Annotated in this window: 20 protein-coding genes; 7 read left to right on the top strand and 13 right to left on the bottom strand. The window is 69.9% G+C overall.

What is annotated here, in order from left to right; translation table 11 throughout:
- Window positions 1-52: 52 nt before the first annotated feature.
- Both E5679_RS09060 and E5679_RS09065 read right to left on the bottom strand, forming a co-directional pair.
- Window positions 53-1,201 (bottom strand): resuscitation-promoting factor, encoded by a 1,149-nt coding sequence (locus tag E5679_RS09060; protein ID WP_138414980.1) that lies wholly within the window; start codon window positions 1,199-1,201, stop codon window positions 53-55.
- A gap of 197 nt (window positions 1,202-1,398) precedes the next feature.
- Window positions 1,399-2,349 (bottom strand): TatD family hydrolase, encoded by a 951-nt coding sequence (locus E5679_RS09065; RefSeq protein ID WP_138414982.1) that lies wholly within the window; start codon window positions 2,347-2,349, stop codon window positions 1,399-1,401.
- A 291-nt stretch (window positions 2,350-2,640) separates the two neighbouring features.
- Here E5679_RS09065 and E5679_RS09070 point away from each other — a divergent pair, with 291 nt between their 5' ends.
- From E5679_RS09070 to E5679_RS09080, 3 genes are read left to right on the top strand one after another with little or no spacing between them, the layout of a single operon-like run.
- Complete coding sequence (locus E5679_RS09070) at window positions 2,641-3,678, top strand: AAA family ATPase (RefSeq protein ID WP_138414984.1); 1,038 nt, start codon at window positions 2,641-2,643, stop codon at window positions 3,676-3,678.
- Window positions 3,679-3,683: 5 nt separating this feature from the next.
- Window positions 3,684-5,030, top strand: a complete 1,347-nt coding sequence (locus E5679_RS09075; RefSeq protein ID WP_138414986.1) for a DUF58 domain-containing protein — start codon at window positions 3,684-3,686, stop codon at window positions 5,028-5,030.
- The gene (locus E5679_RS09080; protein WP_171042312.1) at window positions 5,024-7,441 is read left to right on the top strand and encodes a transglutaminase TgpA family protein; all 2,418 of its coding nucleotides are present in this window, start codon (window positions 5,024-5,026) and stop codon (window positions 7,439-7,441) included. Before E5679_RS09075 ends, E5679_RS09080 begins: the two co-directional genes overlap by 7 nt.
- A gap of 118 nt (window positions 7,442-7,559) precedes the next feature.
- On the opposite strand, the gene E5679_RS09085 is transcribed toward E5679_RS09080, so the two are convergent.
- Window positions 7,560-9,050: an NAD-dependent succinate-semialdehyde dehydrogenase gene (locus E5679_RS09085; protein WP_138414990.1), complete on the bottom strand. Its 1,491-nt coding sequence runs from the start codon at window positions 9,048-9,050 to the stop codon at window positions 7,560-7,562.
- A 198-nt stretch (window positions 9,051-9,248) separates the two neighbouring features.
- On the bottom strand, window positions 9,249-10,100 hold the full coding sequence (gene rsmI, locus E5679_RS09090) for a 16S rRNA (cytidine(1402)-2'-O)-methyltransferase (protein WP_138414992.1): 852 nt from the start codon (window positions 10,098-10,100) through the stop codon (window positions 9,249-9,251).
- Between the two features lie 32 nt (window positions 10,101-10,132).
- Here rsmI and E5679_RS09095 point away from each other — a divergent pair, with 32 nt between their 5' ends.
- Together E5679_RS09095 and E5679_RS09100 are read left to right on the top strand one after the other, a co-directional pair.
- Window positions 10,133-11,788, top strand: coding sequence for a dolichyl-phosphate-mannose--protein mannosyltransferase (locus E5679_RS09095; protein WP_138414994.1), 1,656 nt, complete (start codon window positions 10,133-10,135; stop codon window positions 11,786-11,788).
- A 10-nt stretch (window positions 11,789-11,798) separates the two neighbouring features.
- On the top strand, window positions 11,799-13,706 hold the full coding sequence (locus tag E5679_RS09100; protein ID WP_138414997.1) for an AMP-dependent synthetase/ligase: 1,908 nt from the start codon (window positions 11,799-11,801) through the stop codon (window positions 13,704-13,706).
- On the opposite strand, the gene E5679_RS09105 is transcribed toward E5679_RS09100, so the two are convergent.
- The 5 genes from E5679_RS09105 to E5679_RS09125 form a co-directional block, all read right to left on the bottom strand.
- Complete coding sequence (locus E5679_RS09105) at window positions 13,697-14,737, bottom strand: TIGR01906 family membrane protein (RefSeq protein WP_138414999.1); 1,041 nt, start codon at window positions 14,735-14,737, stop codon at window positions 13,697-13,699. The two genes, E5679_RS09100 and E5679_RS09105, sit on opposite strands and share 10 nt — an antisense overlap.
- Before the next feature lie 159 nt (window positions 14,738-14,896).
- Complete coding sequence (locus tag E5679_RS09110) at window positions 14,897-16,159, bottom strand: L,D-transpeptidase (protein ID WP_138415001.1); 1,263 nt, start codon at window positions 16,157-16,159, stop codon at window positions 14,897-14,899.
- Window positions 16,160-16,165: 6 nt separating this feature from the next.
- On the bottom strand, window positions 16,166-17,641 hold the full coding sequence (gene ahcY / locus E5679_RS09115; protein WP_138415003.1) for an adenosylhomocysteinase: 1,476 nt from the start codon (window positions 17,639-17,641) through the stop codon (window positions 16,166-16,168).
- Complete coding sequence (locus E5679_RS09120) at window positions 17,638-17,826, bottom strand: Trm112 family protein (RefSeq protein ID WP_138415005.1); 189 nt, start codon at window positions 17,824-17,826, stop codon at window positions 17,638-17,640. The genes ahcY and E5679_RS09120 overlap by 4 nt, the downstream gene beginning before the upstream one ends.
- A 29-nt stretch (window positions 17,827-17,855) precedes the next feature.
- Entirely contained in the window at window positions 17,856-18,245 is a 390-nt protein-coding gene (locus E5679_RS09125) for a DUF3499 domain-containing protein (RefSeq protein WP_138415007.1), read from the bottom strand.
- A gap of 246 nt (window positions 18,246-18,491) precedes the next feature.
- Between E5679_RS09125 and E5679_RS09130 the strand changes: the two genes are divergently transcribed.
- On the top strand, window positions 18,492-18,860 hold the full coding sequence (locus tag E5679_RS09130) for a metallopeptidase family protein (RefSeq protein WP_138415215.1): 369 nt from the start codon (window positions 18,492-18,494) through the stop codon (window positions 18,858-18,860).
- Between the two features lie 47 nt (window positions 18,861-18,907).
- Here E5679_RS09130 and E5679_RS09135 read toward each other — a convergent pair whose 3' ends face one another.
- From E5679_RS09135 to E5679_RS21220, 3 genes are read right to left on the bottom strand one after another with little or no spacing between them, the layout of a single operon-like run.
- Complete coding sequence (locus E5679_RS09135) at window positions 18,908-20,500, bottom strand: DUF5719 family protein (RefSeq protein WP_138415009.1); 1,593 nt, start codon at window positions 20,498-20,500, stop codon at window positions 18,908-18,910.
- Window positions 20,484-23,954, bottom strand: coding sequence for a glycosyltransferase family 2 protein (locus E5679_RS09140; RefSeq protein ID WP_138415011.1), 3,471 nt, complete (start codon window positions 23,952-23,954; stop codon window positions 20,484-20,486). Before E5679_RS09140 ends, E5679_RS09135 begins: the two co-directional genes overlap by 17 nt.
- An 11-nt stretch (window positions 23,955-23,965) precedes the next feature.
- Window positions 23,966-24,538, bottom strand: coding sequence for a WhiB family transcriptional regulator (locus E5679_RS21220; protein ID WP_138415013.1), 573 nt, complete (start codon window positions 24,536-24,538; stop codon window positions 23,966-23,968).
- A 253-nt stretch (window positions 24,539-24,791) separates the two neighbouring features.
- Between E5679_RS21220 and E5679_RS09150 the strand changes: the two genes are divergently transcribed.
- Window positions 24,792-25,496 carry a TIGR03089 family protein gene (locus E5679_RS09150; protein WP_138415015.1) on the top strand — a complete coding sequence of 235 codons (705 nt, stop codon included), beginning with the start codon at window positions 24,792-24,794 and terminating at the stop codon, window positions 25,494-25,496.
- Here E5679_RS09150 and E5679_RS09155 read toward each other — a convergent pair.
- Window positions 25,493-26,047 (bottom strand): GtrA family protein, encoded by a 555-nt coding sequence (locus E5679_RS09155; RefSeq protein WP_138415017.1) that lies wholly within the window; start codon window positions 26,045-26,047, stop codon window positions 25,493-25,495. The two genes, E5679_RS09150 and E5679_RS09155, sit on opposite strands and share 4 nt — an antisense overlap.
- Window positions 26,048-26,125 lie beyond the last annotated feature (78 nt).

Raw genomic sequence — 26,125 nt, forward strand, 5'->3', positions numbered from 1 at the left:
TCACGTCCGCAGGGTGTGGACCCGGCGGACGTGACGGCGCAAGCGAGACGTATCAGCTCTTGGCAGCCCAGGCGCAGCCCCACGGGGACAGGCCGGCCTTCGCGTAGTACGTGTTCGCGACGGCGATCTGCTGGGCCTTCGTGGCGAGGGAGGCGTTCGGCGCGTACTGGCCGCCGCCGTTGGCCATCCAGGACGAGATGTCGAACTGGAGGCCGCCGTAGTAGCCGTTGCCCGTGTTAGCCGCCCAGTTGCCACTGGACTCGCACTGGGCGATCTTGTCCCACATGGCCTCGTTCATCATGGCCGGGGCGTCCGTGCTGGTGGGCGCCGCGGCGGGTGCGGGCTTCGGCTTCGTGCCCACGAGGATCTTCTGGGCCACGGGCTGCACCGTCACGTTCTGGGAGACGAGCGTGCGCCCGGCCTCGCGTCCGTCGACGGTGAGGACCTGGTAGTTCTTGACGAGCGAACCGGCGACGCCCTGCTGGACGACCTTGGTATCGCCGACCGTGAGGTCGGGGCTGTCGGTCTTCTCGATGCTGAAGGGGATGGGCTCCGTGACGGTATCTGCCTTGCCGGCATCCACCCGCGTGACCTTGAGGACCGTGCCGCTCACGATCGGGCTGTTGGAGGGCAGCGACACGTGGTCGTTGGCCGTGAGGGTGAGCCCAAGCTCGGTGAGGAGCTCGCCTACGGTGGCAGCCGCCGTCGTCCGCGTCACGGCCTGGCCGTCGACGAGGATGGTGACGTCCTTCGGAGTGGTGATCGCCACCACGCTGCCCTGCGGCGAAAGCTGCGTGGAGCCCGCCAGAGAAACGACGCTGTTCGACGCGACTCCGAGCTGGCGGACGAGGTCGTCGACCGTGGGAACTGTGGTCTCGACTGTGCGCTGGGCGCCGTCGAGCTTGACGGTCACTTCCTTGGAGCGGCTAACGGTGATGACGGAGCCATTCTGGATGCCCTCCGAGAGGGCCGGCTGGACGAGATCGCTGGGCTTGATCTCCACATTGGCGCCCCGGACCGCCTGCTCGACGGTTCCGGCGAAGGTCTGGACCATGCTGGACTTGCCGTCGATGCTGACCGTGACGGTCTTGGTATTGGCCACGAAGGCGGTCGTGCCGAGCACGAGCGCACCGACGACCGCGACCTGACCGGCGATTCTGAACGGCTTCGCCGTCGCGCTTTCAGCGGAGTATCTGCTCACAAGGGCCCTTACCTCGCAGGACCGGGCACGGGAGGAGCAGGACGGGGCACAAGGGGTGGGCCCGGCCCAGCGCGCGTGGTGCGCAAGGGCTTTCGCGTCCGCGGGCCTTCCCCGACCCCGGCTATTGACCCCCACCGTAATCGAAGCGTTATCAAAGGGCAAACCAAGATTACGTTCCGGTCACGTCAGAAGGGAGTTCACTCCCAATTTCCGTAGGCCTCGACGGTGTTCTCGGAGATGCGCGAACACAGCTCCGCGAGGTCGGCGTCCAGCACTTCGGCCATGCTCCTGACCGTGTACGGGACCATATAGCTCGCGTTCGGGCGGCCCCTGTAAGGGTGCGGGGTCAGAAACGGCGAGTCGGTCTCGACCAGCACCCGCGAGGGCTCGGCGACCGCCAGTGCCCGGCGCAGGTTCTCGGCGTTCTTGAAGGTGAGTGTGCCGGCGAACGAGAGGAACCAGCCGCGCTCGTTGCACACGCGCGCCAAGTCCTCGTCCCCGGAGAAACAGTGGAAGACAACGCGTTCGGGTGCGCCTTCCTCGCCAAGGATGCGGACCACGTCGTCGTGCGCCTCCCGGTCGTGGATCTGCAGGGTGAGCCCGAGGCGCTTCGCGATGTCGATGTGGCGACGGAAGGACTCCCGCTGGACCTCGAGCGCCTCGCCGTGCGTGCGGTAGTAGTCAAGGCCGGTCTCCCCGATCGCGCGGACCCGCGGGTGTGAGGCGAGCTGCTCGATCTCCGCCAGCGCTGACTCGAACTCGCCACGGGCGGCGTAGCGGGGGGCGTCGTTCGGATGGAGGGCCACCGCGCCGAGGAGCCGCTGATCGATCTCAAGCGCCTCGACGGTGAAACGGGATGACGGCAGGTCACACCCGACCTGCACCGCCCGGTGCACGCCCACGGCCTCCGCAGCGTCCAGGGCCTCGCGGACGCCCACCTCGACGAGCCCGTCCCGGAAGTTCAGGTGGGTGTGGTTGTCCATGACGGGCACGGGCAGCGGCTCGGGTGCCGGCGGATACTCGAGGCGGCGCTTGCGGCCCGATTCGTCGTGGGCCGACCGGATTTCGCCAGCGCCTCCGCGCGGGCCCGCGTCGGTTCCCTCGGCATCGTTCCAGCGGTACGGAGCGGGGGGAAGCGAGGCACACATGCCCTCCACTCTAATTCGCCGCATCGCCGACCCTGTGCCGCGAGGGCCCAGCCGAAGTCACCTTCTCGAACCCAGGTCACCCTCTCGCCGGGCCGAAGTCACCGTCTCGCACCCAAGTCGCACTGGTGGGAACTTCTGCGCGAGAAGGTGACTGCGCTCGGGCTCCGGGCCTCACAGCGGAGCCACAGAATGAGGCTGAGTCGAAGCGGCCTCTTGCGGGTAACGTGGACTGCACACAGGTGTGACGGACGTCTCCTCCCGGTCACGCCTCCGCCGGGTCGAGGGGGACGCATGGATGTGCATCACGCCGCCGGGACCGCACTCAGCCAGCTGAGCGCCGGCCCTCCACCCGCCCCCATGGCCGCGCCCCGCTTCAGCGAGACGTGCGAGCGGATCCTCGCGTCCGTGGATCAGGTGATCGACGGGAAGGCCGAGGCCTCGCGCGTGGCGCTCACCGTCCTTCTGGCCCAGGGCCACCTCCTCGTCGAGGACGTCCCGGGCGTGGGCAAGACGATGCTCGCGAAGACCCTCGCGAGGACGATCGACTGTTCCGTGAGCAGGATCCAGTTCACGCCGGACCTCCTGCCGAGCGACGTCACGGGAGTGTCGATCTACAATCAGGCCACCCGCCAGTTCGAGTTCCGGCCGGGTGCCGTCTTCGCGAACATCGTCATCGGCGACGAGATCAACCGAGCCTCGGCGAAGACGCAGTCGGCCCTCCTCGAGTGCATGGAGGAGCACCAGGTCACCGTGGACGGGACGTCGTACGGCCTGAGTGAGCCGTTCATGGTGATAGCGACGCAGAATCCGATCGAGATGGAAGGGACGTATCCCCTGCCCGAGGCCCAGCGCGACCGCTTCATGGCACGGATTTCCATGGGGTACCCCGACGAAGCCGCCGAGATCGAGATGCTCGAGAGCCACCAGTCCGAATCGCCCCTGCTCTCCGTCCAGCCCGTCGCGGAGGCCTCTGAGGTCGCAGCCATGATCGAGACGGTGAAAGACGTGTACGTCTCCGACCCTGTGAAGGAGTACACGGTGGCCCTCGGCAAGGCCACGAGGACGAGCGATCGCCTGCGCCTCGGCGCGAGCCCCCGCGCGATCCTCCAACTGCTCCGGGCGGCCAAGGCCCGCGCCGCGCTCGACGGTCGGGACTTCGTCCTCCCGGACGACGTTGCCGCGATGGCACCGGCGGTCCTCACGCACCGGCTCATCTTGGACCGTCGGGCGGCCGGGGCGGGACTCACGGCAGCCGGTGTGGTGGAAGCCTTGGTCGCCTCGGTGCCGTTGCCGTCCGACGGCGCGTCCCGCCTCCGCCGTCAAGGCTGATTCCTGTGGCGCTCCCAAGCTGGCCCGGAACGTCTTGGCAGGGCAAGCTCACCGCGGCCGGATGGGGCTTCGTCGGCACGGGCGCGGCGGTCCTCCTCGCGGCCCAGGCCATGGGCAGGAGGGACCTCCTCCACCTCGCCGTCTTCCTCCTGCTCGTTCCGGCTGCTGCATGGATCTCGAACAGGCTCTTCCGCCCAGGACTCAGGGTTGACCGGGCCACGAGCCCGCCCGTCGTGGAGGCGGGGCAGCGCGCAGAGGTCCACCTCACAGTTCGCCACTCGGGCGTGCTCGTGGGGCGCATGTCCATGGCGGAGCTCCTTCCCACGGCGCTGGGAACGGGGCCGGAATTCGGCTACCCCGGGCGGACGGTGGGCGCCGACGGTGCCAGCCGGTACCGCTACCAGCTCCTGTGCCCGCGCCGTGGCCTCTACACCCTCGGGCCGGTGGAGGCCCGCTCGACGGACGTCTTCGGGGTCGCCGAGCAGCGGACTCGCATCGACGCGGGCACCCAGCTCGTGGTGACCCCAGCCCCCGTTCCGCTCGCCGCCTCCGTGCTCTCGGGGCTCCGTGGCATCGAGGGGGTCATCGCCACCCGGATGCAAGCCAATCCGTCGGAAGACGACGTGATGACGCGCGAGTACCGGCACGGCGATCCCATGCGCCGGGTCCATTGGGCTGCGACCGCTCGCCATGGCGAGCTCATGGTGCGGCAGGAGGAATCGGCCACTTCCCCCGAGGCGACCATCATCCTGGACCTGCGGAAGGATGCGTTTCCGGCTTCCACCGGTCACCCCGTTCCATCCGGGGAATGGTCTCCGGCCTCGGAGGAGTTCGAATGGGCCGTCAGGGCTGCCGTCTCCGTGGCGGCGCACCTCTCCGACCTGGATTACACGCTGCGGCTCCTCGACGTCGACGGGAGCCTCGCGCTCTCCCACTCGATCTCCGCCACTGAGCCCGATGCGCCGGACTACGCTGGCAGGCCCGGCCTCGCAGCGGTGGCCGAGGGCCTGGCCGCGATCCTTCCCAGAGCTGCCGACACGGGGAACCACGGGCAGACGCACGCGAGCGAGGGGTTCGGCGACCTCCTGCTGGACCGTGTCGAGGCCCATGGCCAGCGCGGCCCCATCGTTGCCATCCTCGGCCGAACGAGCACCGACGATGCACGAGTGCTCGCGCCAGCGGCGGCCACGACGGAACGCGCGCTCGCCGTCGTCGTCACGGAGCGCGCCGGCACCTGCCGCGCGGCGGTGCAGGCGCTGCGCTCCGCGGGATGGCTCGCGGTCGAGGTCACTCCCCGTACCCGGGTGGACACCGCGTGGTTGGCCCTCACCGAGGAGGTGGCCGCATGGTGACGACGGCGCCCGCGCCTTCCGCTCCCCCGCCCAGCGGGCCGGAGCGGCCGCCCCACCCGGCCGAACGGCCGGGCGAGCGCCTCGCGAGGTGGCGGCGGGGAAGGGCCTGGCGGCCAGCCGCCGTCGGCCTCTGCCTCGGGGCGTCCATCGTGGGTGCGGCGCTCTCCTACGACGGCGTGCTCCGCGGCTGGGCGTGGATGTACCCCATCGCGGTGGTGGTGTTTGCGACGTCAGGAGCTGTCGCCGTCGCCCGCCTCCTCCGTGCACCGCATGTGGTGCCGTCGCTCGTGGGCGCCGTCGTCTGGGTGCTCTCGCTGTCGACCCTGTTCGCACGGGACACCACCCTGCTTGGCGTGATCCCCACCGCCAAGACCCTCGACGCCCTGAGCGACGCCCTCAGCGAGGCGTGGAACACCATCTCGTTCGAGGCTGTTCCGGCGTCGCCGAACGTCGGGATCGTCGCGCTCATCTCGGGGGGCTTGGGCCTCACGGCGATCGTGGGCGAAGCAATCGGTGTCTCCTGTCGAATGCCGGCCCTCGCCGGAGTCGCGCCCCTGTCCGTGCTGGCCGTCCCGGCCCTCCTGAAGCCCGCCGGCCCCGGCGGCTGGGGCTTTGCCCTGGCCGGCGCGGCCTATCTGGGCGCGCTCGCTCTCGCCCGCGCCGAGGCGGCGGCGCGGCGTGCCACGAGGTCAGATGGCGCCGCGGTCTCGCCTGCGCGCGTCGCCGCGATCATCGGTGCCGTCGTGGCAGCCTCGCTCGTCGTTCCGGCCCTCATCCCCGGGTTCGACAGCGGCTCGTTCCCCGAAGGCTCCCGGCTCAAGTACTTCGGTCAGAACGTGGGGCTCAACCCGTTCATCAGCCTTGGCAGCGACCTGCGGACGGGCAATGGGGTGGGCATCATCCGCTACGCGACAGACTCGACGCAGCCCGTCTACCTCCAGACCGAGACCGTCGACTCGTTCGATGGGAGCACATGGGGCCCTGACAATCGCGACGATCAGCGGCAGCACAACCTCGACTCGATCTCGCCCGGCACGGCCCAGACGGCGCCGCTCATCACCACGACAACCGTCATCGCGACCGGCAATTTCACGAGCCCCTACCTCCCCGTTCCCTATGCCCCGATCTCTGTCACGGGTGTCCAGGGGCGCCTCGGATGGGACCCGATCAATCTCAGCATCAAGGGCGAGCCGGGGGCCAGCCTAGGCCAGAACTACGTGGTCCGCTCCGTGGCGCCGAGCCTGTCCGCCGGTGAGCTGAGTGCCGCGCGCTCCGCGCCGAAGGGCATCGGCAGGGAAACGTCTTCGGTGCCCAGCAACGTGCCCGCCCTCGTGCGGAACACGGCGGAGACCATCACGAAGGACGCGACGGGCTCCTATGGCAAAGCCCTCGCCATCCAGGCCTACCTGCGCACCTTCACGTACTCCGAGCAGGCGCCCGTCCAGCTGGGCTACGACGGAACCGGCATGGACGTCCTCGAGAAGTTCCTCGAGAAGAAGTCGGGCTACTGCATCCACTTCTCCGCGGCGATGGCGGTCATGGCCCGGCTCGTGGGCATCCCCAGCCGGATCGCGGTCGGCTTTGCGCCGGGCCATCCGACGGGCAGCACGATTGCGGTGGCCGGGGTCGGGTCACTGCCCGAGTATCAGGTCGACGCGCGCGACGCCCACGCCTGGCCCGAGCTCTACTTCGAGGGGCTCGGCTGGGTCCCGTTCGAGCCCACGCCGTCCCGTGGCGCGTTGCCCGCCTATGCGCAGACCGATTCGCCCTCGGGCACGAGCACGAACCTCGACAGCATCAACGAGGGGCTTCGCGCCACTCCCGGAGCCTCCGCGAGCGCTGCGGCGCCGACGCCAAGCCCTTCCGCGACTGCCGCCGCCCGCCCGGCTTCCGCCGAACCCGCCGCCGCGGGCGTCACGGTGGGCATCCTCGTGGTGGCGATCCTGCTCCTGCTGCCGGCCACCATCCGCGCGGGCCAGCGGCGGCGGCGCCTTGCCCGCGGCATCGAAGGCGCATGGGAAGAGCTGGAAGCCCTTGGACGCGACCACGGGATGCCTCCCGATCCCGCCGACACCCCGCGAACCTATGCGGAGCGTCTCGCCTCGTGGGAGGCCGACGACGGCGGGACCTTGCGCCAGGCGTTGGCGACCCTTGCCCGCACCTACGAGCGCTACGAATACGGCAGGCCCGGCTATCGTCCCGACGACGACACCGCGAGAAGCGCCGTGGCTACCGTCGCCCGCGCCGGACGGGCCAGGAGCTCCCGCGTGACGCGGGTCCGCATCGCCGCCCTGCCGCCGTCGGCCTTTTCGCGGCGGAAGAACGCGAAAGGGCGCGCCTCACGTGCGGTGAAGCGCGCCCTCCCCTGGTTGCGCCGTCAGCTCCGCAGGGTGTTCAACCGGCAGAGGTGAGGGCCGGGTGCTCCCGGTCCCGTTGCGCCGTCACCTTTGCAGGGTGCGCGGCGAGGAGCACCCAGCGGACGTGACGGCGCAAGCGGAGTCGCGTCCGTCGGGTGGCTGCTAGCCGGCGCTAGCCGGCGTAGGGGTCAGCGATGCCGATGTACTGCGTCGTCGTGTACTCCGCGATGCCTTCGGCGCCGCCCTCGCGGCCCAGGCCGGACTGCTTGACGCCGCCGAACGGGGCGGCCGCGTTAGAGATCACCCCGGCGTTGAAGCCGACCATGCCGTACTCGATCTGCTCCGCCACGCGGAACATGCGGGCGTAGTCGCGGGTGAAGAGGTACGAGGCAAGACCGTACTCGGTCGCGTTCGCGAGGCGGATGGCATCCTCCTCGGTCTTGAACGTCGTGATGGGGGCGACCGGGCCGAAGATCTCGTTCTTGAGGATCTCGGCGTCGTTCGGCACGTCGGCGAGGACGGTGGGAGCGTAGAAGTAGCCGTCGCCCTCGATGGGGGCACCGCCGGTGGCCACACGGGCACCCGACTGGACCGCCTCGGTCACGAGCGCGTGGACGTCCTTGCGGGCGCCGCCGTCAATGAGCGGACCGACCTTGGAGTCGGTCTCGGTGCCGCGGCCGGGCTTGAGCGCGGCCATGGCCTCGGCGAACTTGCGCGTGAACTCCTCGGCGACCGATTCCTGCACGAGGAAGCGGTTCGCGGCCGTGCAGGCCTCGCCCATGTTGCGCATCTTGGCAGCCATCGCGCCCTCGACGGCCTTGTCCAGATCGGCGTCCTCGAACACGATGAACGGGGCGTTGCCGCCGAGCTCCATCGACGTGCGCAGGACGTTCTGGGCGGCATCCGCGATGAGACGGCGACCGACCGGGGTCGACCCCGTGAAGGAGACCTTCCGCAGGCGGTGGTCCTTCATGAGCGGGCCGGAGATGCCGGAGGCCGAGGACGACGATACGACGTTGAGCACGCCAGCAGGGAGCCCCGCTTCCTGCATGACCGCGGCGAAGAGCTGCGTGGTCAGCGGAGTGAACTTGGCCGGCTTGACGACCATCGTGCAGCCTGCGGCAACTGCCGGCGCGATCTTGCGGGTCGCCATCGCGAGCGGGAAGTTCCAAGGGGTGATGAGCAGGCAGGGGCCCACCGGCTTGCGCTGCACAAGGATCTTGTTCTTGCCCTCAGGCGTGGTGAGGTAGCGGCCGTAGTCGCGCACGGCCTCCTCGGAGAACCAGCGGAGGAACTCGGCACCGTAGGTGACCTCGCCGCGGGACTCGACGAGAGGCTTGCCCATCTCGAGCGTCATCAGGAGGGCGAAGTCTTCGGCACGCTCGGTCACCAGCTCGAACGCACGGCGGAGGATCTCGGCGCGCTCGCGCGGTGCGGTGCGCGCCCACGAGGCCTGGACGGCGTCGGCAGCGTCGAGGGCGGCCACGGCATCCTCGCTCGTCGCATCGGCGATCTCGAGGAGCGTCTTGCCGGTGGCGGGATCCTCGACGGCGAACTTCTTCCCGCCCGTGGCGTCCCGCCACTCACCGTTGATGAGCAGCCCGGTCGGAACGTTGGCGAGCAGCTGGGCCTCGCGTTCGGAGGTAACAAGGGTGTCAGACATCTCGGCTCCTTTCGCCGTGCGGGACTCAGCGTCGGGTCCCTGGGTTCGCGTTCCACGTTAGGCGGTAGCGGCCGTGGAAGTCTACGCATGACTGCACCACAACAAAGGCCCTCTCTTGTACGAAAGCACAAGAAAGAACCGCGGGATTCCGCGCTTTTCGTTGCGCCGTCACGGGAGAGGCCGGCGCAACGGGAGGGGTCAGCGGGAGGCGAGCACCGCCGCATACAGTTCACGGCGGCTCGCGCCCGCGTCGGCCGCAACGGCAGCCACCGCGTCCTTGAGCCGCGCGCCCTCAGACACGAGGCCGTTCACCGCGGCAACGAGGTCTTCGGCGCTGACCGGCGGCGCCTCGGGCGCACCCCCGATCACCACGGCGATCTCGCCCCGCACCTCGTTCCCCTCCGCCCAGTCGGCGAGCTCCCCCGCCGTGCCGCGAAGAACCTCCTCGTAGGTCTTCGTGAGCTCGCGGCATACGGCGATCGGGCGCTCCGCCCCGAACGAGTCGACGACGGCGCGGAGCATGGCGGGCAGGCGATGAGGCGCCTCGAAGAAGACGAGAGTCCGGCGTTCGGACCCGAGCTCGGCCAGCCGGGCCGCCCGCTCCCCTGCTTTCCGCGGCAGGAACCCCTCGAAGCAGAATCGGTCGGTCGGGAGTCCCGAGAGGGCCAGGGCCGTGAGAACCGCGGAGGGCCCGGGCACGGCTGTGACGGTGAACCCCTCGGCTACGGCAGCTTCGACGAGCCGATACCCGGGGTCCGAGACGCTCGGCATGCCCGCGTCGGTCACCAGCAGCACGGTCCGTCCGGATCGCACCTCGTCGACGAGCTCTGGCGTCTTCGCGGCCTCGTTGTGCTCGTGATAGCTGAGAACCCGCCCACTGGGGTGGACGCCGAGGCCCTGGACCAGACGATGAAGACGCCGGGTGTCCTCGGCGGCGATAACGTCCGCCTCTTCAAGAAGCTCGATGAGCCGACGGCTCGCGTCGCCGAGATTGCCGATGGGGGTCGCCGCGAGGACCACACGCCCCGCGCCCGGCTCAGATTCACGCACCCGCCCAGACTACGCCGGTAGCATGGGCCGGGATGAGCGCCGCCACCGACACCCGCGAGCCGCAGCTCGGCTGGAATACCCGCCGCCGGTGGGTCATCGCTCCGCCCCCGCGTTCGCGTGTGGCGTCGGAGCTGCGGGAGCGACTCCTCGGGCCACTCGATCCCTGGCGCGATTGGCCGCGCCTCCAGCGGATCCTCTACTGGGCCATCCCCCTGGGAACCGCGCTCATCGCCGGGATCCTCCGCTTCGCCGACCTGGGCCGGCCACACGCCCTGATCTTCGACGAGACGTATTACGTCAAGGACGCCTACTCGTATCTCCAGTCCGGCTATGAGCGGACCTGGGGTGACGACCCCAATCCCCAATTCCTCCAGGGGAATTTCAGCGGCCTCCAGTCCTCGCCCGAGTACGTGGTGCATCCGCCCGTCGGGAAGTGGATGATCGCCTTCGGCATGTGGCTCTTCGGCCCCGAGAACTCGTTCGGCTGGCGGTTCTCCTCCGCCCTGATCGGCACGCTCTCCGTGGCGCTGACGGCGTGGGCGGCCTACAAGCTCTTCCGTTCGGCGGTCCTTGCCGGCACTGCGGGGCTGCTGCTCGCCGTCGACGGCCACCACATCACGATGTCCCGCATCGGCATCCTGGACATCTTCCTTTCCTTCTGGCTTCTGGCAGCCTTCTGCGCGCTCCTCAAGGACCGGGAGGACGGACGACGGCGCCTCGCAGCCAGGCTGGGCAGGCTCGCCGGCCCGGACGGACGGCTGTCGACGGCGGTGCTCGCCTCCGGGCCCTGGCTCGGCATCCGCTGGTGGCGCGTCGCGGCCGGTGTCTGTCTTGGCCTCGCCCTCGGCGTCAAATGGTCGGGACTCGCGTTCGTCGCCGCGTTCGGCCTCCTCACGGTGCTGTGGGACGCCAGCGCCCGACGCACGGCGGGCATCCGCTCGTGGCTGAGGGCCGCCGTCGTCCGTGATGCCCCCCTCGCGTTCGTGAGTATCGTGGTGGTTGGCGGGGCCGTATACCTTTCCACATGGACCGGTTGGTTCCTCTCGTCGGACGCCTATTTCCGGCATTGGGCGGAGGCCAACCCCGACCCGGCGTGGTCCTGGGTTCCAGCTTCTCTGCGGTCGCTCGCGCACTACCACCTCGAGGCCTACTCCTTCCATACGGGCCTCACGGCGAGCCACCCGTACGCGGCCAGTCCGTGGAGCTGGCTGGTCCAGGGCCGGCCCACGTCGTTCTACTACGTGGAGCCGAGCGCGGGCTGCGGTGGCGACCGCTGCAGCTCGGCCATTCTCTCGGTCGGGAACCCGCTGATCTGGTGGGGCGGGACGATAGCGCTCGCGGTCGCGGTCCTCGTGTGGGCCGGGCGGCGCGACTGGCGCGTGGGGGCGCCGCTGGCCGGGATCGCAGCCGGATACCTGCCATGGTTCCTGTACCCGGACCGGACGATGTTCGCGTTCTACGAGGTCTCGTTCGAGCCCTTCTTCGTGCTCGTCCTCGTGTACGTGCTCGGGCACATCCTCGGCAGGCCCGAAGATCCGCCGTGGCGGCGGCAGGCGGGGCTGCTCGGCGTCGGGATCTACCTGGTGCTCGTGGTGGTCGTCTCGGCGTACTTCATGCCCATCTGGACGGCCGAGAACATCACCTACCTCGACTGGAGGCTCCACATGTGGATGCCGAGCTGGGTGTGAGGCAGGCAGAATGAGCGAACGGAGCGGGATCCCCGAGAGCAGTATCCAGAACGACGGGAGGCACCACGCAGTGGAAACCGGCACGCGCCGCCAGGCCGAGGCTCAGCCCCTGGCACCCTCCCGCCCCGACGAAGCGAACGTGACGTCTCTCCTGCTCGAGCGGGCCGCGGCGACCCCGGAGAGGGCGGTCTACGCCCGGCGCGTCGGTCAGTCCTGGGAGTCGGTCACGGCCGCCGATTTCCTGGAGCAGGTGCGCTGGCTTGCCCGCGGTCTCATCGCGGGCGGCCTGGGCCTCGGCGACCGCGTGGCGATCCTCTCGCCCAGCACCTACGCCTGGTCGCTCGCGGACTTCGCGATCTGGTACGCCGGGGGCGTGACGGTGCCGATCTACGAGACGGATTCGCCGAGCCAGATCGAGTGGATCCTCAGGGATTCGGGGGCCAGCAGAGTCTTCGTTGCGCCCGAGCTCGAGGCAACCGCCGTGCGCGTGATCGACGGCTCCCCCAAACTCGCCGAGCGGCTCATCGCCGTGACGTCACTCGTGATCGATGGCGAGGGATCAACGCTCAGCAGCCTGGCCGGCCCGGGGCAGGGCGTGAGCGATGCCGAGCTCGAGCGCCACCGCTCCGGTGCACGGCCCGACTCCCCCGCCACCGTCGTCTACACCTCGGGCACCACGGGTAGGCCAAAGGGCTGCCTCATCACCCACGGCAACTTCCTTGGCCTGGCGGACAACCTCATCCCCCATCTCCCCGATCCGCTGGCGGCGCCCGATCCGCGCACCCTGATCTTCCTGCCGCTTGCCCACGTACTCGCCCACGCCGTGCAGGTGGTGTGCCTCGCCGCCGGAGCCACGGTCGCCTACAGCTCCCCGTCGGAGCTCCTGAGCGCCTTGCGCAGCTTCAAGCCCACCTTCCTGCTCGGCGTTCCGCGCATCTTCGAGAAGGTCTATTCGGGTGCCTACGAGCAAGCCCTTGCCTCGGGCCGCTCGGGTTTGTTCGCTCGCGCGGCCTCGGTCGCGCGCGACTACTCCGCGGCGCTCGACAACGCGGCTGCCGGGCGCGGGGAAGGCCCCACGCGGGGCCTCCGGCTCAAGCATGCTGTGTTCGACCGACTCGTGTTCGGCCGGATCCGGGCCGTGTTCGGCGGTGCACTCACGACGACGGTCTGCGGCGGCGGCCCTCTGAGCCCCCAGCTGGCGCACTTCTTCCGGGGCATCGGGGTTCCCCTGATCGAGGGCTACGGCCTGACCGAGACCACGGGCCCCTGCACGGTCAACACCGCGGACGCCGTGCGCGTAGGCACTGTGGGGCGCCCGGTGCCGGGGACGTCGATCCGGATTGCCGACGACGGCGAGATCCTCGTCCGCGGCGTCGGCGTCTTCGCCGGGTACACCGGGGAGGCGTCCGATCGCGAGCCCGGCCCCGCCCTCGACACGGACGGCTTCTTTCCGACCGGCGATCTCGGGACGCTCGACGACGACGGCTTCCTCACCATCACGGGTCGCAAGAAGGACGTCATCGTCACGGCCGGCGGCAAGAACGTCGTTCCCGAGCCCCTCGAGGAGCGGATGCGGGAGAGCCCGCTCGTCGCGCACGCGATCGTCGTGGGCGACGGGCGGCCCTTCGTCGGCGCGCTGGTGATCCTCGATCCCGAGGGCCTCGCCACGTGGTGCAGCGAACGGGGACGTGCACTCGCGGTGACGACTGCGGCCTCCGATCCGGAGGTCCTCGCCGAGATCCAGGAGGCCGTGGACGCCGCCAACGCCTCGGTGTCGCGGGCTGAGAGCATCCGCAAGTTCACCGTCGTCGACCTCGATCCCACGGTCGCCTCCGGGCAGCTCACGCCGTCGCTGAAGCTGCGTCGGGACGTGGTCCTCGCGGCATGCGGCGAGGCGGTCGAGTCCCTCTACTCCTGACGCAAATCCTCGGCGCTCCGCTTGGTCGGCCACGCGAAGATGATGATGAGGGAGCTCACCAGGAGAGTGAGCACCCCGATCACGATGGCAGAATCGATCCAGAACTGCCCCGGGAACAGGCGGATCAGCGTGTCCGAGAGCTGGAACGTCCAGTTGCCCTGGGAGAAGAAGATCCGATGGAAGTCCGTGAAGAACCTGTCCCACCCGAGGACGGCCAGAACGGCGAGGCCCACCACGAGGACGAACGTCACGATGGAGCCGGCGAAGAGTCCTCGGCCGAAGGCTCCGCGCCGCTTGCGCAGCACGAGATACGAGACCACGAAGAACACGAGGAGCAGGAGCCCGGCCGCATAGGTCAGCAGGACCACGTTCTTCACGTCCGCCATGTGGCTGACCTCGGCATCGGTGAAGAGAGCGCTGCCCGACGGCTGGACGAGGTCTCCGAGATAGCGGCGGCCCGCGAAGTTGCCCAGATAGTCGACGGCGTAGGAACCGTACGTGAGGCGATCGTCCACGGAGAAGCCGTAGCCGTCGCCGGGGAAGCCCGGCCGGAAGTATTCGAGCCAGAGGAACGCGGGTGTCGCCACCAAACGCACTGCGGCGATGAGCAGGAGGAACGGCAGGAAGATCGCCATGAGGACTTGAAGTACCCGGGGCGCCACGGGCTTCGCCTTGGCCGCGGCCTCTCGTTGCGCGGTGCGGCGGCGGACCTCGTCCTCGGGAGGCCGCATCTGCAGTGCCGTCGTCGGGGACGGCTCGAGGTGGGCGTCCGCGCGTTCAGCCGAGGCCGGGTCCTCGTCTGAAGAGCGCTCCTCGCGGGAACCGTGCTCAGCAGCGTCTGAGCGGCTCGTGGCCTCCGCGGGCGCGCTCGTGTCCGCGAGCCTATCGGGCTGGTCGGCTGCGGCTGTGCTGGACCCGGCCCGGTGCTGCGGCGTCTTCATCCAGTCGAAGGCCGGCTCGTCGGTGTCCTGGGATTCGTCCATGTTCACCTCCGGCTGCAGGTCATGCCTGTCTTCGGTCACGTCCATCATCCACTCACGCCTTGGGAGGCCAACGCATGCGCAGGCCCGGGTTTGGTCTGTCCTCTCCGTCCACCGTAGCCGGTCACTCGGTCAACCGAGTGGAGAGACGCAAGCATGTGGCCGAAGCGTTATCGCCTTGTGAAGTGACGGGTCATCGTGGAATGCAGGTCAGCCGTTCGCGTACTGGGCCCAGGGGATGTTCCAGTCTCCGAAGCCGTCGTCGAAGTTCGCGAAGTCTCCTTGGGTGTTGATGATCTGGACGACGTCGCCTGTCGTCATGTTGTTGAAGACCCACGCCGCCCCCTCCGGCCCGAGGCCAATGCATCCGTGCGACACGTTCGCCACCCCCAAGTACGGGATGGCGGTGTCCGTGGCCTGATGGATGAACTCGCCGCTCGGCGTGAGCCTTGTGGCGTATTCGACATCGAGTTCACCGTAGTTCGCCGGGTCGCCCGGCTTGAGGCCGATCGAGGCCGCCACGAAGTGAGCCGTGCGCTGCTTCTCCATGAGCACCAGGAAACCTCGCGCCGACGGGAAGCGCTCGTCCCCAAGCGTCGCGGGCCACGTGTGCACGGGCTGGTCGTTGACGTAGGCGGTGAAGGTGTGGGCCTGGGCGTCCGCGACGGCGGTGCGCTTGTCACCGATGTGGACGGTGTTGGTCTTCGAGAAGTTCCCGATCTGGCCATTGCCCAGATCGACGCCGAACAGCTCTATCTTGACGGTGATGGTGCTCTGGGCCGCCCAGTACTGTTCCGGCCGATAGCGCACCACTGTGTCGCTGTACCAGTGGAACGCGCCCTTCTGGCCAGAGGTGGACGTGATCGTGATCGCCTGTTCCACGGCCTTCTTGTTCTTGACCGGTTCGCTGAAGGTGAGCTGGATCGGCTGGGCGACTCCCACGCTCATCCCATCCAGCGGGTACATCGCAGCGTCGGCCTCGTTGGCCGTGGAGACGGTCGTGAACGTCGAGGTGGCCGTGGCGGTTCGCCCAGCCGCGTCCAGGCTGGTGTAGCTGAGGGTGTAGGTCGTGTTGAACTTCAGCTGACCGGACGAGGTCCAGACAGCCTTCTGTGCATCGAGCGCGCCCTCCACGTCCTCACCCGTCGCCGAGCGCAGGCTCACGTTGTCCACGGTCCCGTTCTTCACCGAAACCGTTACCGGTGCGGCGGGATTCACTTCCTTCGCACCCGCGGCCGGGACGGTGACCGCCGCAGCGGGCTGAACCACGGGGAATGCTGTGCCGGGTTGGCTGCGCACAGCACTCCCGGCTTCTGAGCCGACCGGCGAGGCCTGGAGCGGGCCCACCACCGCGAACGCACCGCCCACGGCGGCGGCGAGGACCACCGCGATGATCACCGCGATCTTGACGAGCTTCCCCCGCCGGCCGCGCGCGGGGACGGGCTGATCTTCGGGGGCAGGCGTGCTGGCCATGGCCGGTCAGTAGCGGTAGTGGTCGGACTTGTACGGGCCAGCCACGTCCAGGTCCAGGTAGTCCGCTTGGTCCTTGCTGAGCTCGGTGAGTTCGACGCCGAGGGCGTCGAGGTGAAGCCGGGCGACCTTCTCGTCGAGGATCTTCGGGAGGACGTAGACCTTCTTCTCGTACGCCTCGTCGTCGCGCTTGGTCCACAGCTCGATCTGGGCGATCGTCTGGTTCGCGAACGAGTTGCTCATGACGAACGACGGGTGCCCGGTGGCGTTGCCGAGGTTGAGGAGGCGACCCTCGGAGAGCACGATAATCGAGTGCTGTCCACGGGCGTCGCCGTTCTCGGCCGGGAAGACCCACTCGTGGACCTGCGGCTTGATCTCGATCTTGCGCACCCCGGGCCACTTCGCGAGGCCCGCCATGTCGATCTCGTTGTCGAAGTGGCCGACGTTGCCCACAATCGCCTTGTCCTTCATCGCCGCCATGTGCTCGGCGCGGATGATGTCCTTGCCGCCCGTCGTCGTGATGAAGATGTCTCCCTCATGCACCACGCTCTCAAGGCGGACCACCTGATAGCCGTCCATGGCCGCCTGGAGCGCGCAGATCGGGTCGATCTCCGTGACCACCACTCGCGCGCCCTGGCCGCGCAGGGCTTCGGCCGCGCCCTTGCCGACGTCGCCGTAGCCGCAGACGACGGCGACCTTGCCGCCGATCAGCACGTCGGTCGCCCGGTTGATCCCGTCCGGGAGCGAGTGGCGGATGCCGTACTTGTTGTCGAACTTGCTCTTGGTGACGGAGTCGTTGACGTTGATCGCGGAGAACAGCAGCTTCCCCTGCTCGGCGAGCTGGTAGAGCCGGTGGACGCCCGTCGTCGTCTCTTCCGTCACGCCCCGGATGCCCTTGGCGATGCGCGTCCACTTCTGGGGATCGCGCGCCTGGTCCGCCCGGAGGACGTCCAGGATGATCCGGTACTCGTCGGGATCGTCCTCCGTAGCCTGCGGAACGGCGCCCGCGGCCTCGAACTCAACGCCCTTGTGCACCAGCAGGGTCGCGTCCCCGCCGTCGTCGAGGATCATGTTCGGCCCCAGCTCGGGGTTATCGTCGGCGCCCGGCCACGTGAGGATCTGCTCGGCCGTCCACCAGTACTCTTCGAGCGTCTCGCCCTTCCAGGCGAACACCGGCACGCCCTGCGGATCCTCTGCGGTTCCCTTCCCGACCACGATGGCGGCAGCAGCCTCATCCTGAGTTGAGAAGATGTTGCACGAGGCCCAGCGGACCTCGGCTCCGAGCGCCACGAGCGTCTCGATGAGGACCGCCGTCTGCACCGTCATGTGCAGGGACCCCGCGATGCGGGCGCCCTTGAGCGGCTGCGACTCCCCGAATTCGGCGCGCAGGGCCATGAGGCCCGGCATCTCGTGCTCGGCGAGGCGGATCTGGTGCCGCCCTGCCTCGTGGAGGGAGATGTCGGCGACGCGGTAGTCGAGGGTCACGGAAGCTCCTGTGTCGGGAGAAGGACGGGGATTCCGTCCTCGATGGGGTAGCGCGGGGTCGTGCCGTCCGCAGTCGCGGCAGTCGCGACGAGCTCGTCGCCCTCCTGCACCAGGGCAGACCCGGTTGTGGGGCACCGCAGCACAGCCAGCAGGGCGGGGCTCAGGAGGGGGGAGCTGTAAGGCATGGATACCAGCCTACCGGACCGGATAGCGCTCAGAACGGCCCGGGAAGGACCCTCAGATGCCGCCCTGACGGAACGTCCACTCCGGGCGGAGGGGTCAGGAGCGTCTGGCTCTCCCGTCCGGTGCGCTGCGGCGTCTCGGACGGCTCCTCGACCTCGTCCTCCGCGTCCCGCACGGCCTCGGCGAGGGCCAGAAGGTCGTCCGGGCTCGGCTGGCGGGCGGGCAGCGCAAGTCGGAGCACCTCCCAGCCGCGAGGCACGGTGAGGCGGTCGGCGTGGTGCGCGCAGAGATCGTAGGTGTGCGGCTCGGCAAACGTCGCGAGGGGGCCCAGCACCGCGGTCGAGTCCGCGTACACGTACGTCAGCGTGGCAACCGCGGGTTCGCGGCAGGCCGATCTGGAACAATGGCGGACTTCTCGCACAGCCAGTACCCTACTCTGCGTTCACCGCCCCGCCGCGCATTGACTCGGTTAGCGCGCCGGGAGGGGCGGGTCTACAGTCGATATATGCAGGATCGCGCCCCGTCTGGGGGTCCAGTGCCAGAGGGTCCCTCCTCGGGACTCAGCATTCGGCCCCTCCCGCCCGCCGGCGAGCCTGGCGCCGGACGGCGCCGTGGATTCCGGGACCGCCGTCGCAACCGGCACGGGCGCGGCCTGCGCGGCGAGATCATGCCCGCCATCCTCCCGGGCAGCCGGACCCGCGGCGAACGCTTCGAGGACTGGGTGCTCGACTCCGCCGACAGGCTCCAGGAGCTGCGCGGAAGCGAACTCGACAATGTCGAATACGCCGTCGAGGAGATCCCTCCGGGGCTCGAGCGGATCCTCCGCGAGGGAGGCCGTCCGCCTCAGGGGAGCCTGATCCGGCCGGCTCAGGGAAAGCCTGCACGCATCACGGTCTACCGACGCGTCGTCGAGACGGAGGCCCCCTCGGCTGCCGAGGCGCAGGACCTCGTGCACGACGTGGTGGTCGAGTACACAGCGGCCCTGCTCAATGTGGAGCCCGAGTCGCTCGACCCTTACTACCGCGGCTACCGCTGAAGTCGGGCCCGCTCGCTATCGGCCTTCAATGAGCGCGCTGCAGATCCTCAATAGCCGAGCGTGACGGCAACCGACTGCCGGCCACCGGCCGCCGGCAGGATCGCCGGCGTCGAGAGTCCATTGCCCTCCGCGCCCTCGAGGACCAGCCCACCGTAGACGGCACCACCCGCCGCGGAGACCGAATACGCGACCGGTTTCGCACCATCGACCTGATCCGGGACGGCGAGCGTCGCCGTGGTACTGCCCGCAATGTCCAGCGTCACCGCTGCGTGCCGCTTGCCGTCGACGGTGATCGGAACCGCGGTGACCTTTGCCCGCCCGTCCGGCACCGCAAAGACAAGGGTGCGCGATCCCTCGTCGCCGACCGGGACTACGTGACCGTCGCCCAGACGCGGCTGGGCACCGGCCACCGCGAAGTCGATGGGCGCACTGTCCCTGAGTCCCTTGACCATCCGCACGCTCGCTGCGAAAGAGACATCCGACGAGGCCGAGACCGAATACATGCCGGCCGGGAGCCCCGTGAGGGGAATCTCGGTGACCGCCCCGGCCTTTGCCGTGAACACCGCCCCGCCGGGGAGCGTGACGGGGCCGTTCGTTCCGAAGACCTGCACTTGGACCACCGCATCGGCCGCGCCCGGCACGGTCACCTGGAGGGCCGCCTTGGCGTCATCGAACCCGTTCTTCGCCGACAGCGAGGCCGCAGCGGCAGGGTCCTGGAGCTCGACGGCGCTCGCGACCTGGCGCGTCGACGGGGCGCCGACCGGGGTCAGGAACTCGACCCCGCCCGGCGTGAGGCCGCGCAGGGTGCTCTGCTGGACCACCGCTGCAACGGGGCCTCCAGAACTCCGGACATGCACCGCGATGTTCCGCTGGCCGGGCACGAAGCCGCCCACCACGAACGACTTGGTGGTGCGCGGCGGGACCTGGATGCCGCGGCTCCCCGCAGGCGCTTGGCCGAGAGGCTTGTCGCCGAAGAAGTCGAGATTGACGGTGGCCGGCGTAGTCGTCGGGTTCGTCAGATACAGAACCGAGGTGCGCCCCACAAGCGTGCTCGCGCCGCTGAGCCAGAGGTCATTGGCCGGTGCCGCGCAGGCGGCGGCCGCCAGGCCGCGAAGATCGCCGTCGGTCGCGCTGTAGCGGAACAGCGCCGCGGCGGAAGAAGGCCGGCCTTCGAGCGCGGACGCGCTGAGGAGCGCGCGGGCCGTCGTCGTCCGCGTTGCAACCGCGGCCGGCTCGACAGCGGGAGGCGCGGCCGGCGCAGGCTGGCCATCGGACACCTTCTGGAGCACGGACCCGTCGACACCCGAGATCGTGCCGGCAGGCATGGCTCCGGACGCTTCGCCAAGCACCGCGGCTGTCAGCTGGCTCGAGGCGGTAGTGCTCGCCGGGCTGAATTGCGGGTCGCCTTGGACGGGCGTGCCCTCGAGGAGCTCAGCCGGCCCGGGGCACACGCCCACGGTCTGGCCGACGGGCACGTCGACCGACGGCGGCGCGGCAGCTTTGAGAGAGGCCGGAGCGGGAACGGGGCCGGCGGCCACCACGAGCGCGGTCCCGCCCGCCAGGACGACCGCACCTGCGGCGGCACCGAGGGCCCGGTGCAGCTTCTGGCGCGTCGGCTTGGGCTTAGACTCGCGCGTCATTGTCCGTCCTCGCAGTCGTGGGCTGGGCAGGGGCTTCCTTCGGCGCGTCCGCCTCGCCAGGCCCGGGATCGGTACCGGTCTCGGTACTTTCCGGGGCCTCCTCAGTTTCCTGTGGCGCACCGGGACCTTCCGGCCCGCCATCCCGAGTCGGTGCCCGACGGCGGCCCGACGGCCCGCTGCCTCGCTGCGGGCGTCGGCGCGTCTGCGGGCGGAGGCGGGACGGGATGGCCATGAGCGCTGTGATCACGAGGACCGCGGCGGCGAGCACCGCCAGGGGAACGGCGCCCGGCTGCTCGTAGCGGACCTCCAGATGGCCTCCAGACACCGGAAGCGTGAACGCCTGATCCCACCCCTGGGTCGTTGCCGTCAGGCGGCGTCCGTCCAGCCACGCCGACCAGCGCGGATCACTCCGCTCGGCGAGCACCAGCAGACGCCCCTCCGGCCCTGAAGGCACGGTCGTGTCGACGGTCTCGGGTCCCGAGCCGACGTAGCCGAGAACCTTCCCCTGAGCGTCGACGATGCTCGCCCGCTGTGCGATGTCGAACTGGCTGCCGGCTTGCGGGTTCCGTGGGGTAACGCGCCACAGCCAACCGACGTCCGTCTGGCCTACGGCGACCAGGCCGGGCACCGCGTCCATCTGGGAGGCGGTCACGGAGTCCCCGCCGTCGCGCTGCTGGAGGACCACGAACCCGACGCCGAGCGCCTCGAGGTCTGCCCGCGGGTCGACGCCCGACGAGCTGGAGACGATGGCGACGGCGCGGCGAATGGCGGCATCGGCGTCGTCATCCGTTCGGACCGTTTCGGATCCCAGGCTCCCCGTGACTCGGCTGGCCGACGCGACGCCAGACAGCGCATCCAACGTCGTCCCGGCACCGCGCATGAGGGCCGCGGTGAATCCGCCCTGCGGGGTGCTGCGGAGGACAAGAGTCTTCGTCTGCTGGGGGCCAAGGCCCAGGTCGCTGGCGGTGGCGGGCAGCGTGCGCACTTGGCTCGGCGCCACGGCGAGCGGGCTGCCGAAGCTGCCGCCGGGCGCCGCGCTGGGCGCAAGACCGGCCACGGCCCACCGCGCGAGCCCGAGGATCGGCCCCGCAACGGCCACCACCATGACGATGACGAGCGCCACTCGCGCGGCCGCGGCGAGCCGGGCCTGTGTGCCCCCTGGCTCGTGGCCGGCCGCACCCTCGCGCCGCTCGAGCGCGCGATCCGCACCGACCACAGCGGCGGTGAGGAGCGCCAGGAAGCCCGCGGCCACCGCGGGCCCTGCGAAGGGGGCGACGAGTGAATCGCCGGCCACGGCCGTAGGGATCCTCGACACCGCCCACGCGAGGGCGAAGGCCGCGACGGCGGCGCCACCCGCGGCGCGCGCCACTGCTCCGCGCCGCGAGGGCAGAGCGATCATCGAGACGGCAGCTGCCGCAAGGACGGGGACACCGATCAGGATCGCGTACACGAGGGCCCACGGGATGCCAGCCGGGAGCCAGCCGAGGCCGCCGACGCCGGAGCTCGGGGTGAACGCGACCGGGCTGCCGAGCACGAGCTGCCACGGCGACGGCGCCGCGTAGGCCGTCGGGGCACCCGGATCGGCGAGCCAGGCTCGCGGGTTCTCGGGCGCGGAGAGCCACACCGGGAGGAACAGGACGGCGGATGGCACGAGCATGACCCAGAGCGACTGGGCACGCCGGCGCAGGCCGAGGCTCACGACCACCACGACGACCGCGGCGAGCGCTAGCAGGCTCGGCGAGCCAGCAGTGACGACGGCGAGGGCTAGGCCGCCGGCGGCGGCCGCCGTCCAGGAGGGGACGCCGCCCGACCCCGGGCGGGGAATCCGCTCGATGCCCACCGTTCCGCGTACTCGGGCTGCGCCGACCGAGCGCACCACGCCGAGCGCTGCCCAGGGCAGGAAGACATGGGCGAAGACGGAGCCGAGGCGACCTTGCGCGACGGCCTCCTGAAGCGCGGGGGATGCCGCCCAGACAAGCGCGGCAACAATCCGAGGCCAGCGGTGTTCAGTGAGCGCAGCGGCGAAGGACCATGCCCCGATGCCCGCGAGCGCCGGCGCGAGCACGAGCGACCAGACAACCGCACGGTTGGGGTCACCGATGCCGAGGACGCCGAGCGCCCAGAGGACAGCGTCGAACGGGTCGCCGTGGCCGGCTCTCCCTGGCCCCAGCTCAGTCCACCAGGAGGTCGCGTGGTGCCAGATCATCCCGAGGTCGGCGGAAACGGGGAGGAGCCCGCCGCCTGACACAGCCTTGGCGCCGAGCAGCGGGATGAGCGCCAGGAGCGAACTGATGAGGGCGAGGACAGCCACCACGACGGCTCCGGTCCCTGACCAGCCCTTGGAAGAGACCGCCAAGGCCGCGAAGTCGTGGTCCGAATCGCCGGTGGGCTCGGATGGCGCGTTGTCTGCCCCGGCTCCATCGCCGATGACGCGCTCTGAATATTCCGATTCGAGGTAGGCGCGGCGGTGGCTGCGGATGTCGTCGCGAGTCGCTCGGACTCCGCGCACTGTCCCCCGGGCGACGCGCCGCGTGCGCGCAGCATTCCGCCGGCCCTTCGCCAGCGCGCCGAGGGACGCGAGGGCGGCGAGAGTGGCCGCGCACCGGGAGGCTCCTCGGCCTGGCTGCTTGGCGATGATGCCACCAGCGAGGCTCCAGAGTGCTGAGAGCAACGCCACCACGAAGTGCAGCGGGACCGCCCAGGCGGGCGCATGCTTGAGGCGCGTGTACACCTCAGCCCGGCGGGCCGCAAAGGTGCTCGGTTCCGTGTCGGGCCGATCCGTCGCGTGGCTCATCCGGGCAGCGGGCACCACGACGACCCGGTGGCCGGCGAGGCGTGCGCGCCAGCAGAAGTCCACGTCGTCGCCCGTCACGGGGAGCGCGGGGTCGAAGCCCTTGAGTGCATCCCAGACGTCCCTGCGCACCAGCATCCCGGCGGCATTGACGGCGAACATGTCACTGCGGTCGTCGTACTGTCCCTGGTCCTGCTCGTCCTCGTCGATGAGGGTCATGCGCTCCGCGGAGCGGCTCGCGAAGAGGCCCACGTCGACGAGTCGCCGAGGGTCGTTCCAGTCGAGCTGTTTGCAGCCTGCCACGGTGACGGCCGGGGCCCGTTCGACCGCGAGGAGCAGTTCTGCGAGGGCGCGGGGATGCGGGGCGGCATCGTCCCTCAGGAGCCAGATCCACTCCTCCCCCGACGCCTCGTGACGATCCCCGGCCCCGCTGGCGGAGAACGCTCTGAGTGCAGCGGCCACCGCCGCCCCGAAGGACGCGGGTGCGTCGACGACAGCATCGTCGCCGACAGCACGCCGAAGGAGATCCCCCGAACCGTCCGTCGAGGCCGCGTCGGCTCCGACGACGACGTCCGGGCGACGGGTCTGCGCCGCCAGCGCGGCGAGGGTGCGCGGCAGGTAGGGGGCGCCGTCATGCGCGACGACGACTGCGGTAACGTGCACGCCGTCCAGGATCAGACCGCCCGCTTCCGCAGGCGGCGGCGCTCGCGCTCGGACAGTCCGCCCCAGATTCCGAAGCGCTCGTCGTTCTCGAGGGCGTACTCGAGGCACTCGGCGCGGACGGTGCAGGAGCTGCAGACCTTCTTGGCGTCGCGGGTCGAGCCGCCCTTCTCCGGGAAGAACGCCTCGGGATCAGTCTGGGCGCACAGGGCGTCCGCCTGCCAGGCGAGCTCGCCCTCCACGGGCGCTGCAGGACGCAGCAGCCCGAGCCACACCGGCTGCGCTGGGCGCACCATCGGCTGGCGGTCGAGGAGGGAAACGACGTCCGCGTCGTGCTCGCCGTCCGCGTCGTCCTCGTCATCCTCGTCATCGTCCAGCGGCGCCTCGCTCTCGAGGGCCGCGTGCTCGAGGAGGAATGCAGTCGCCGCGTCCTCGAGGGTCGCCGCCGACATCTCCTTGTAGCGTTCGCCGGCCTGCGGGTCGGCCGGGTCTACGTACCAATCCGCGGGGATCCCGCGGGACTGGTGGGCCTGCAGCGACTCCGCAGCTGCCGCTTCGTCAATCTGGAAACGCTCCGCCTGTGCCACGGTGCTCCTCCTCGGTGGTCGTCTGCGCACGGCCTGCCTGCCTGTTCAGGCACCGAGCAACGGGAGGATTCCCGACCTCGGCCCCATCTACCGCCACAGTTACTGTCCAGTTCTAATTACACGTGTGTAAGTCATGCTGGTCAAGCGGCAGCCGGGAATTGTAGCCAGAAGGATTCCAAGTAGTGGGGCACGCCACGCCCGAACGCGTGTCGCGCGCTGCTCCAGGGGACGCGCAGTGCGGCACCATGGACCCATGGCACCCACTGCACCGCTGACTGTCGCCGATCTGCTCCACCGCCTCCGCTCGGGCAACTCGGCCGCCCCGCGTCTCACCTGGTATGGGCCGGGAGGCGAACGAGTCGAACTCTCGGGGCGCGTGCTGGACAACTGGGCCGCCAAGACCTCCAACCTGCTCGTCGAGGAGCTCGACGTGGAGCTTGGGGCGCGCTTCCGGCTCGACCTGCCGGCGCATTGGAAGACCGCCGTGCTCGCCCTTGCGGCATGGCAGGCGGGCGCCGTCCTCGTGGATGGCGAGGCGGACCTCTTGTTCTCGGCCGAGGCGGATGGCGCGCCTCCGGCTGGCGCCACGCGCGTCGTCGTCGCCCTCGGCGCGCTCGACCTCGCCTATCCGGGGGCGCTCTCCCCCGGCGACGTGGACTACGCCGCCCTAGTGCGGCAGTTCGCCGACTCCTTCGATCCCTTCGATCCGCCAGCCGGGGACGACGACGCCGCTCGCCTCGGCGGCGACGCCTTGACCCAGTCTGAGCTGCTGGGGCGATGGGCCGTGCCTGCCGAAGCCGGTGCCCGCATCCTCGTGGATGCGTCGCGCCCCCTGCCCGAGGTGCTCGCGGCGCTCCTCGGGGCCTGGGCGGCAGACGGCTCGGCCGTCCTGCGTCATCAGGACGTCGCGGACACGCCAGCCCTGCGCAAGGCCGAACGGATCACCGCGGCTGACTAGCGCTCGGGCTGCTCCCCCACCACCGGCTGCTCCCCGGTGACCGCCACCCGATCCTCGTGGTGGTGGTCGAAGATCTCGTGGTCCACCTCGTAGCCGGGCTCGGAGTCGAGTTCTTCGTTGAAGACCCAGAACCGGTAGGCGAAGAACCGGAAGATGGTCCCGAGGACAAGGCCCACCACGCTGCCTGCCACGAAGATGGAGACCTTGTCGGTCATGAGCAGGACGTACTTGGTGAACGCGACACAGCCCGCGGCGATCAGCAGGCCCACGCCGTTCATGAGGGCGAAGAGCACGGCCTCCCGCACCACGTTCGCCTGCTTGCGATGGCGGAAGGTCCAGTAGCGGTTGGCGACCCACGAGAAGATGCTGGCGATGATGGTCGCGATCGACTTCGCCCAGACCTCACCGCTGTGCAGTGGGCCGTTGAGGAGCCAGATGAACACGACGGAGTCGACGACGAACGCCAGACCGCCGACGGTGCCGAACTTCGCCACCTCCCGCCAGAAGAGCGAGACGAGACCGCGCAGCCGATCCGAAATGGCGTTGATCATGTTCCTCCGAGACTGTTCGTGCACTTCCGACCCCTGCCTCGGGGGCCCGCTGCGTGCTCTAGCCGTGGCACGCTCAGA

The sequence above is a fragment of the Sinomonas gamaensis genome (genome assembly GCF_005876955.1).
GTDB classification, from domain to species: Bacteria; Actinomycetota; Actinomycetes; order Actinomycetales; family Micrococcaceae; genus Sinomonas; species Sinomonas gamaensis.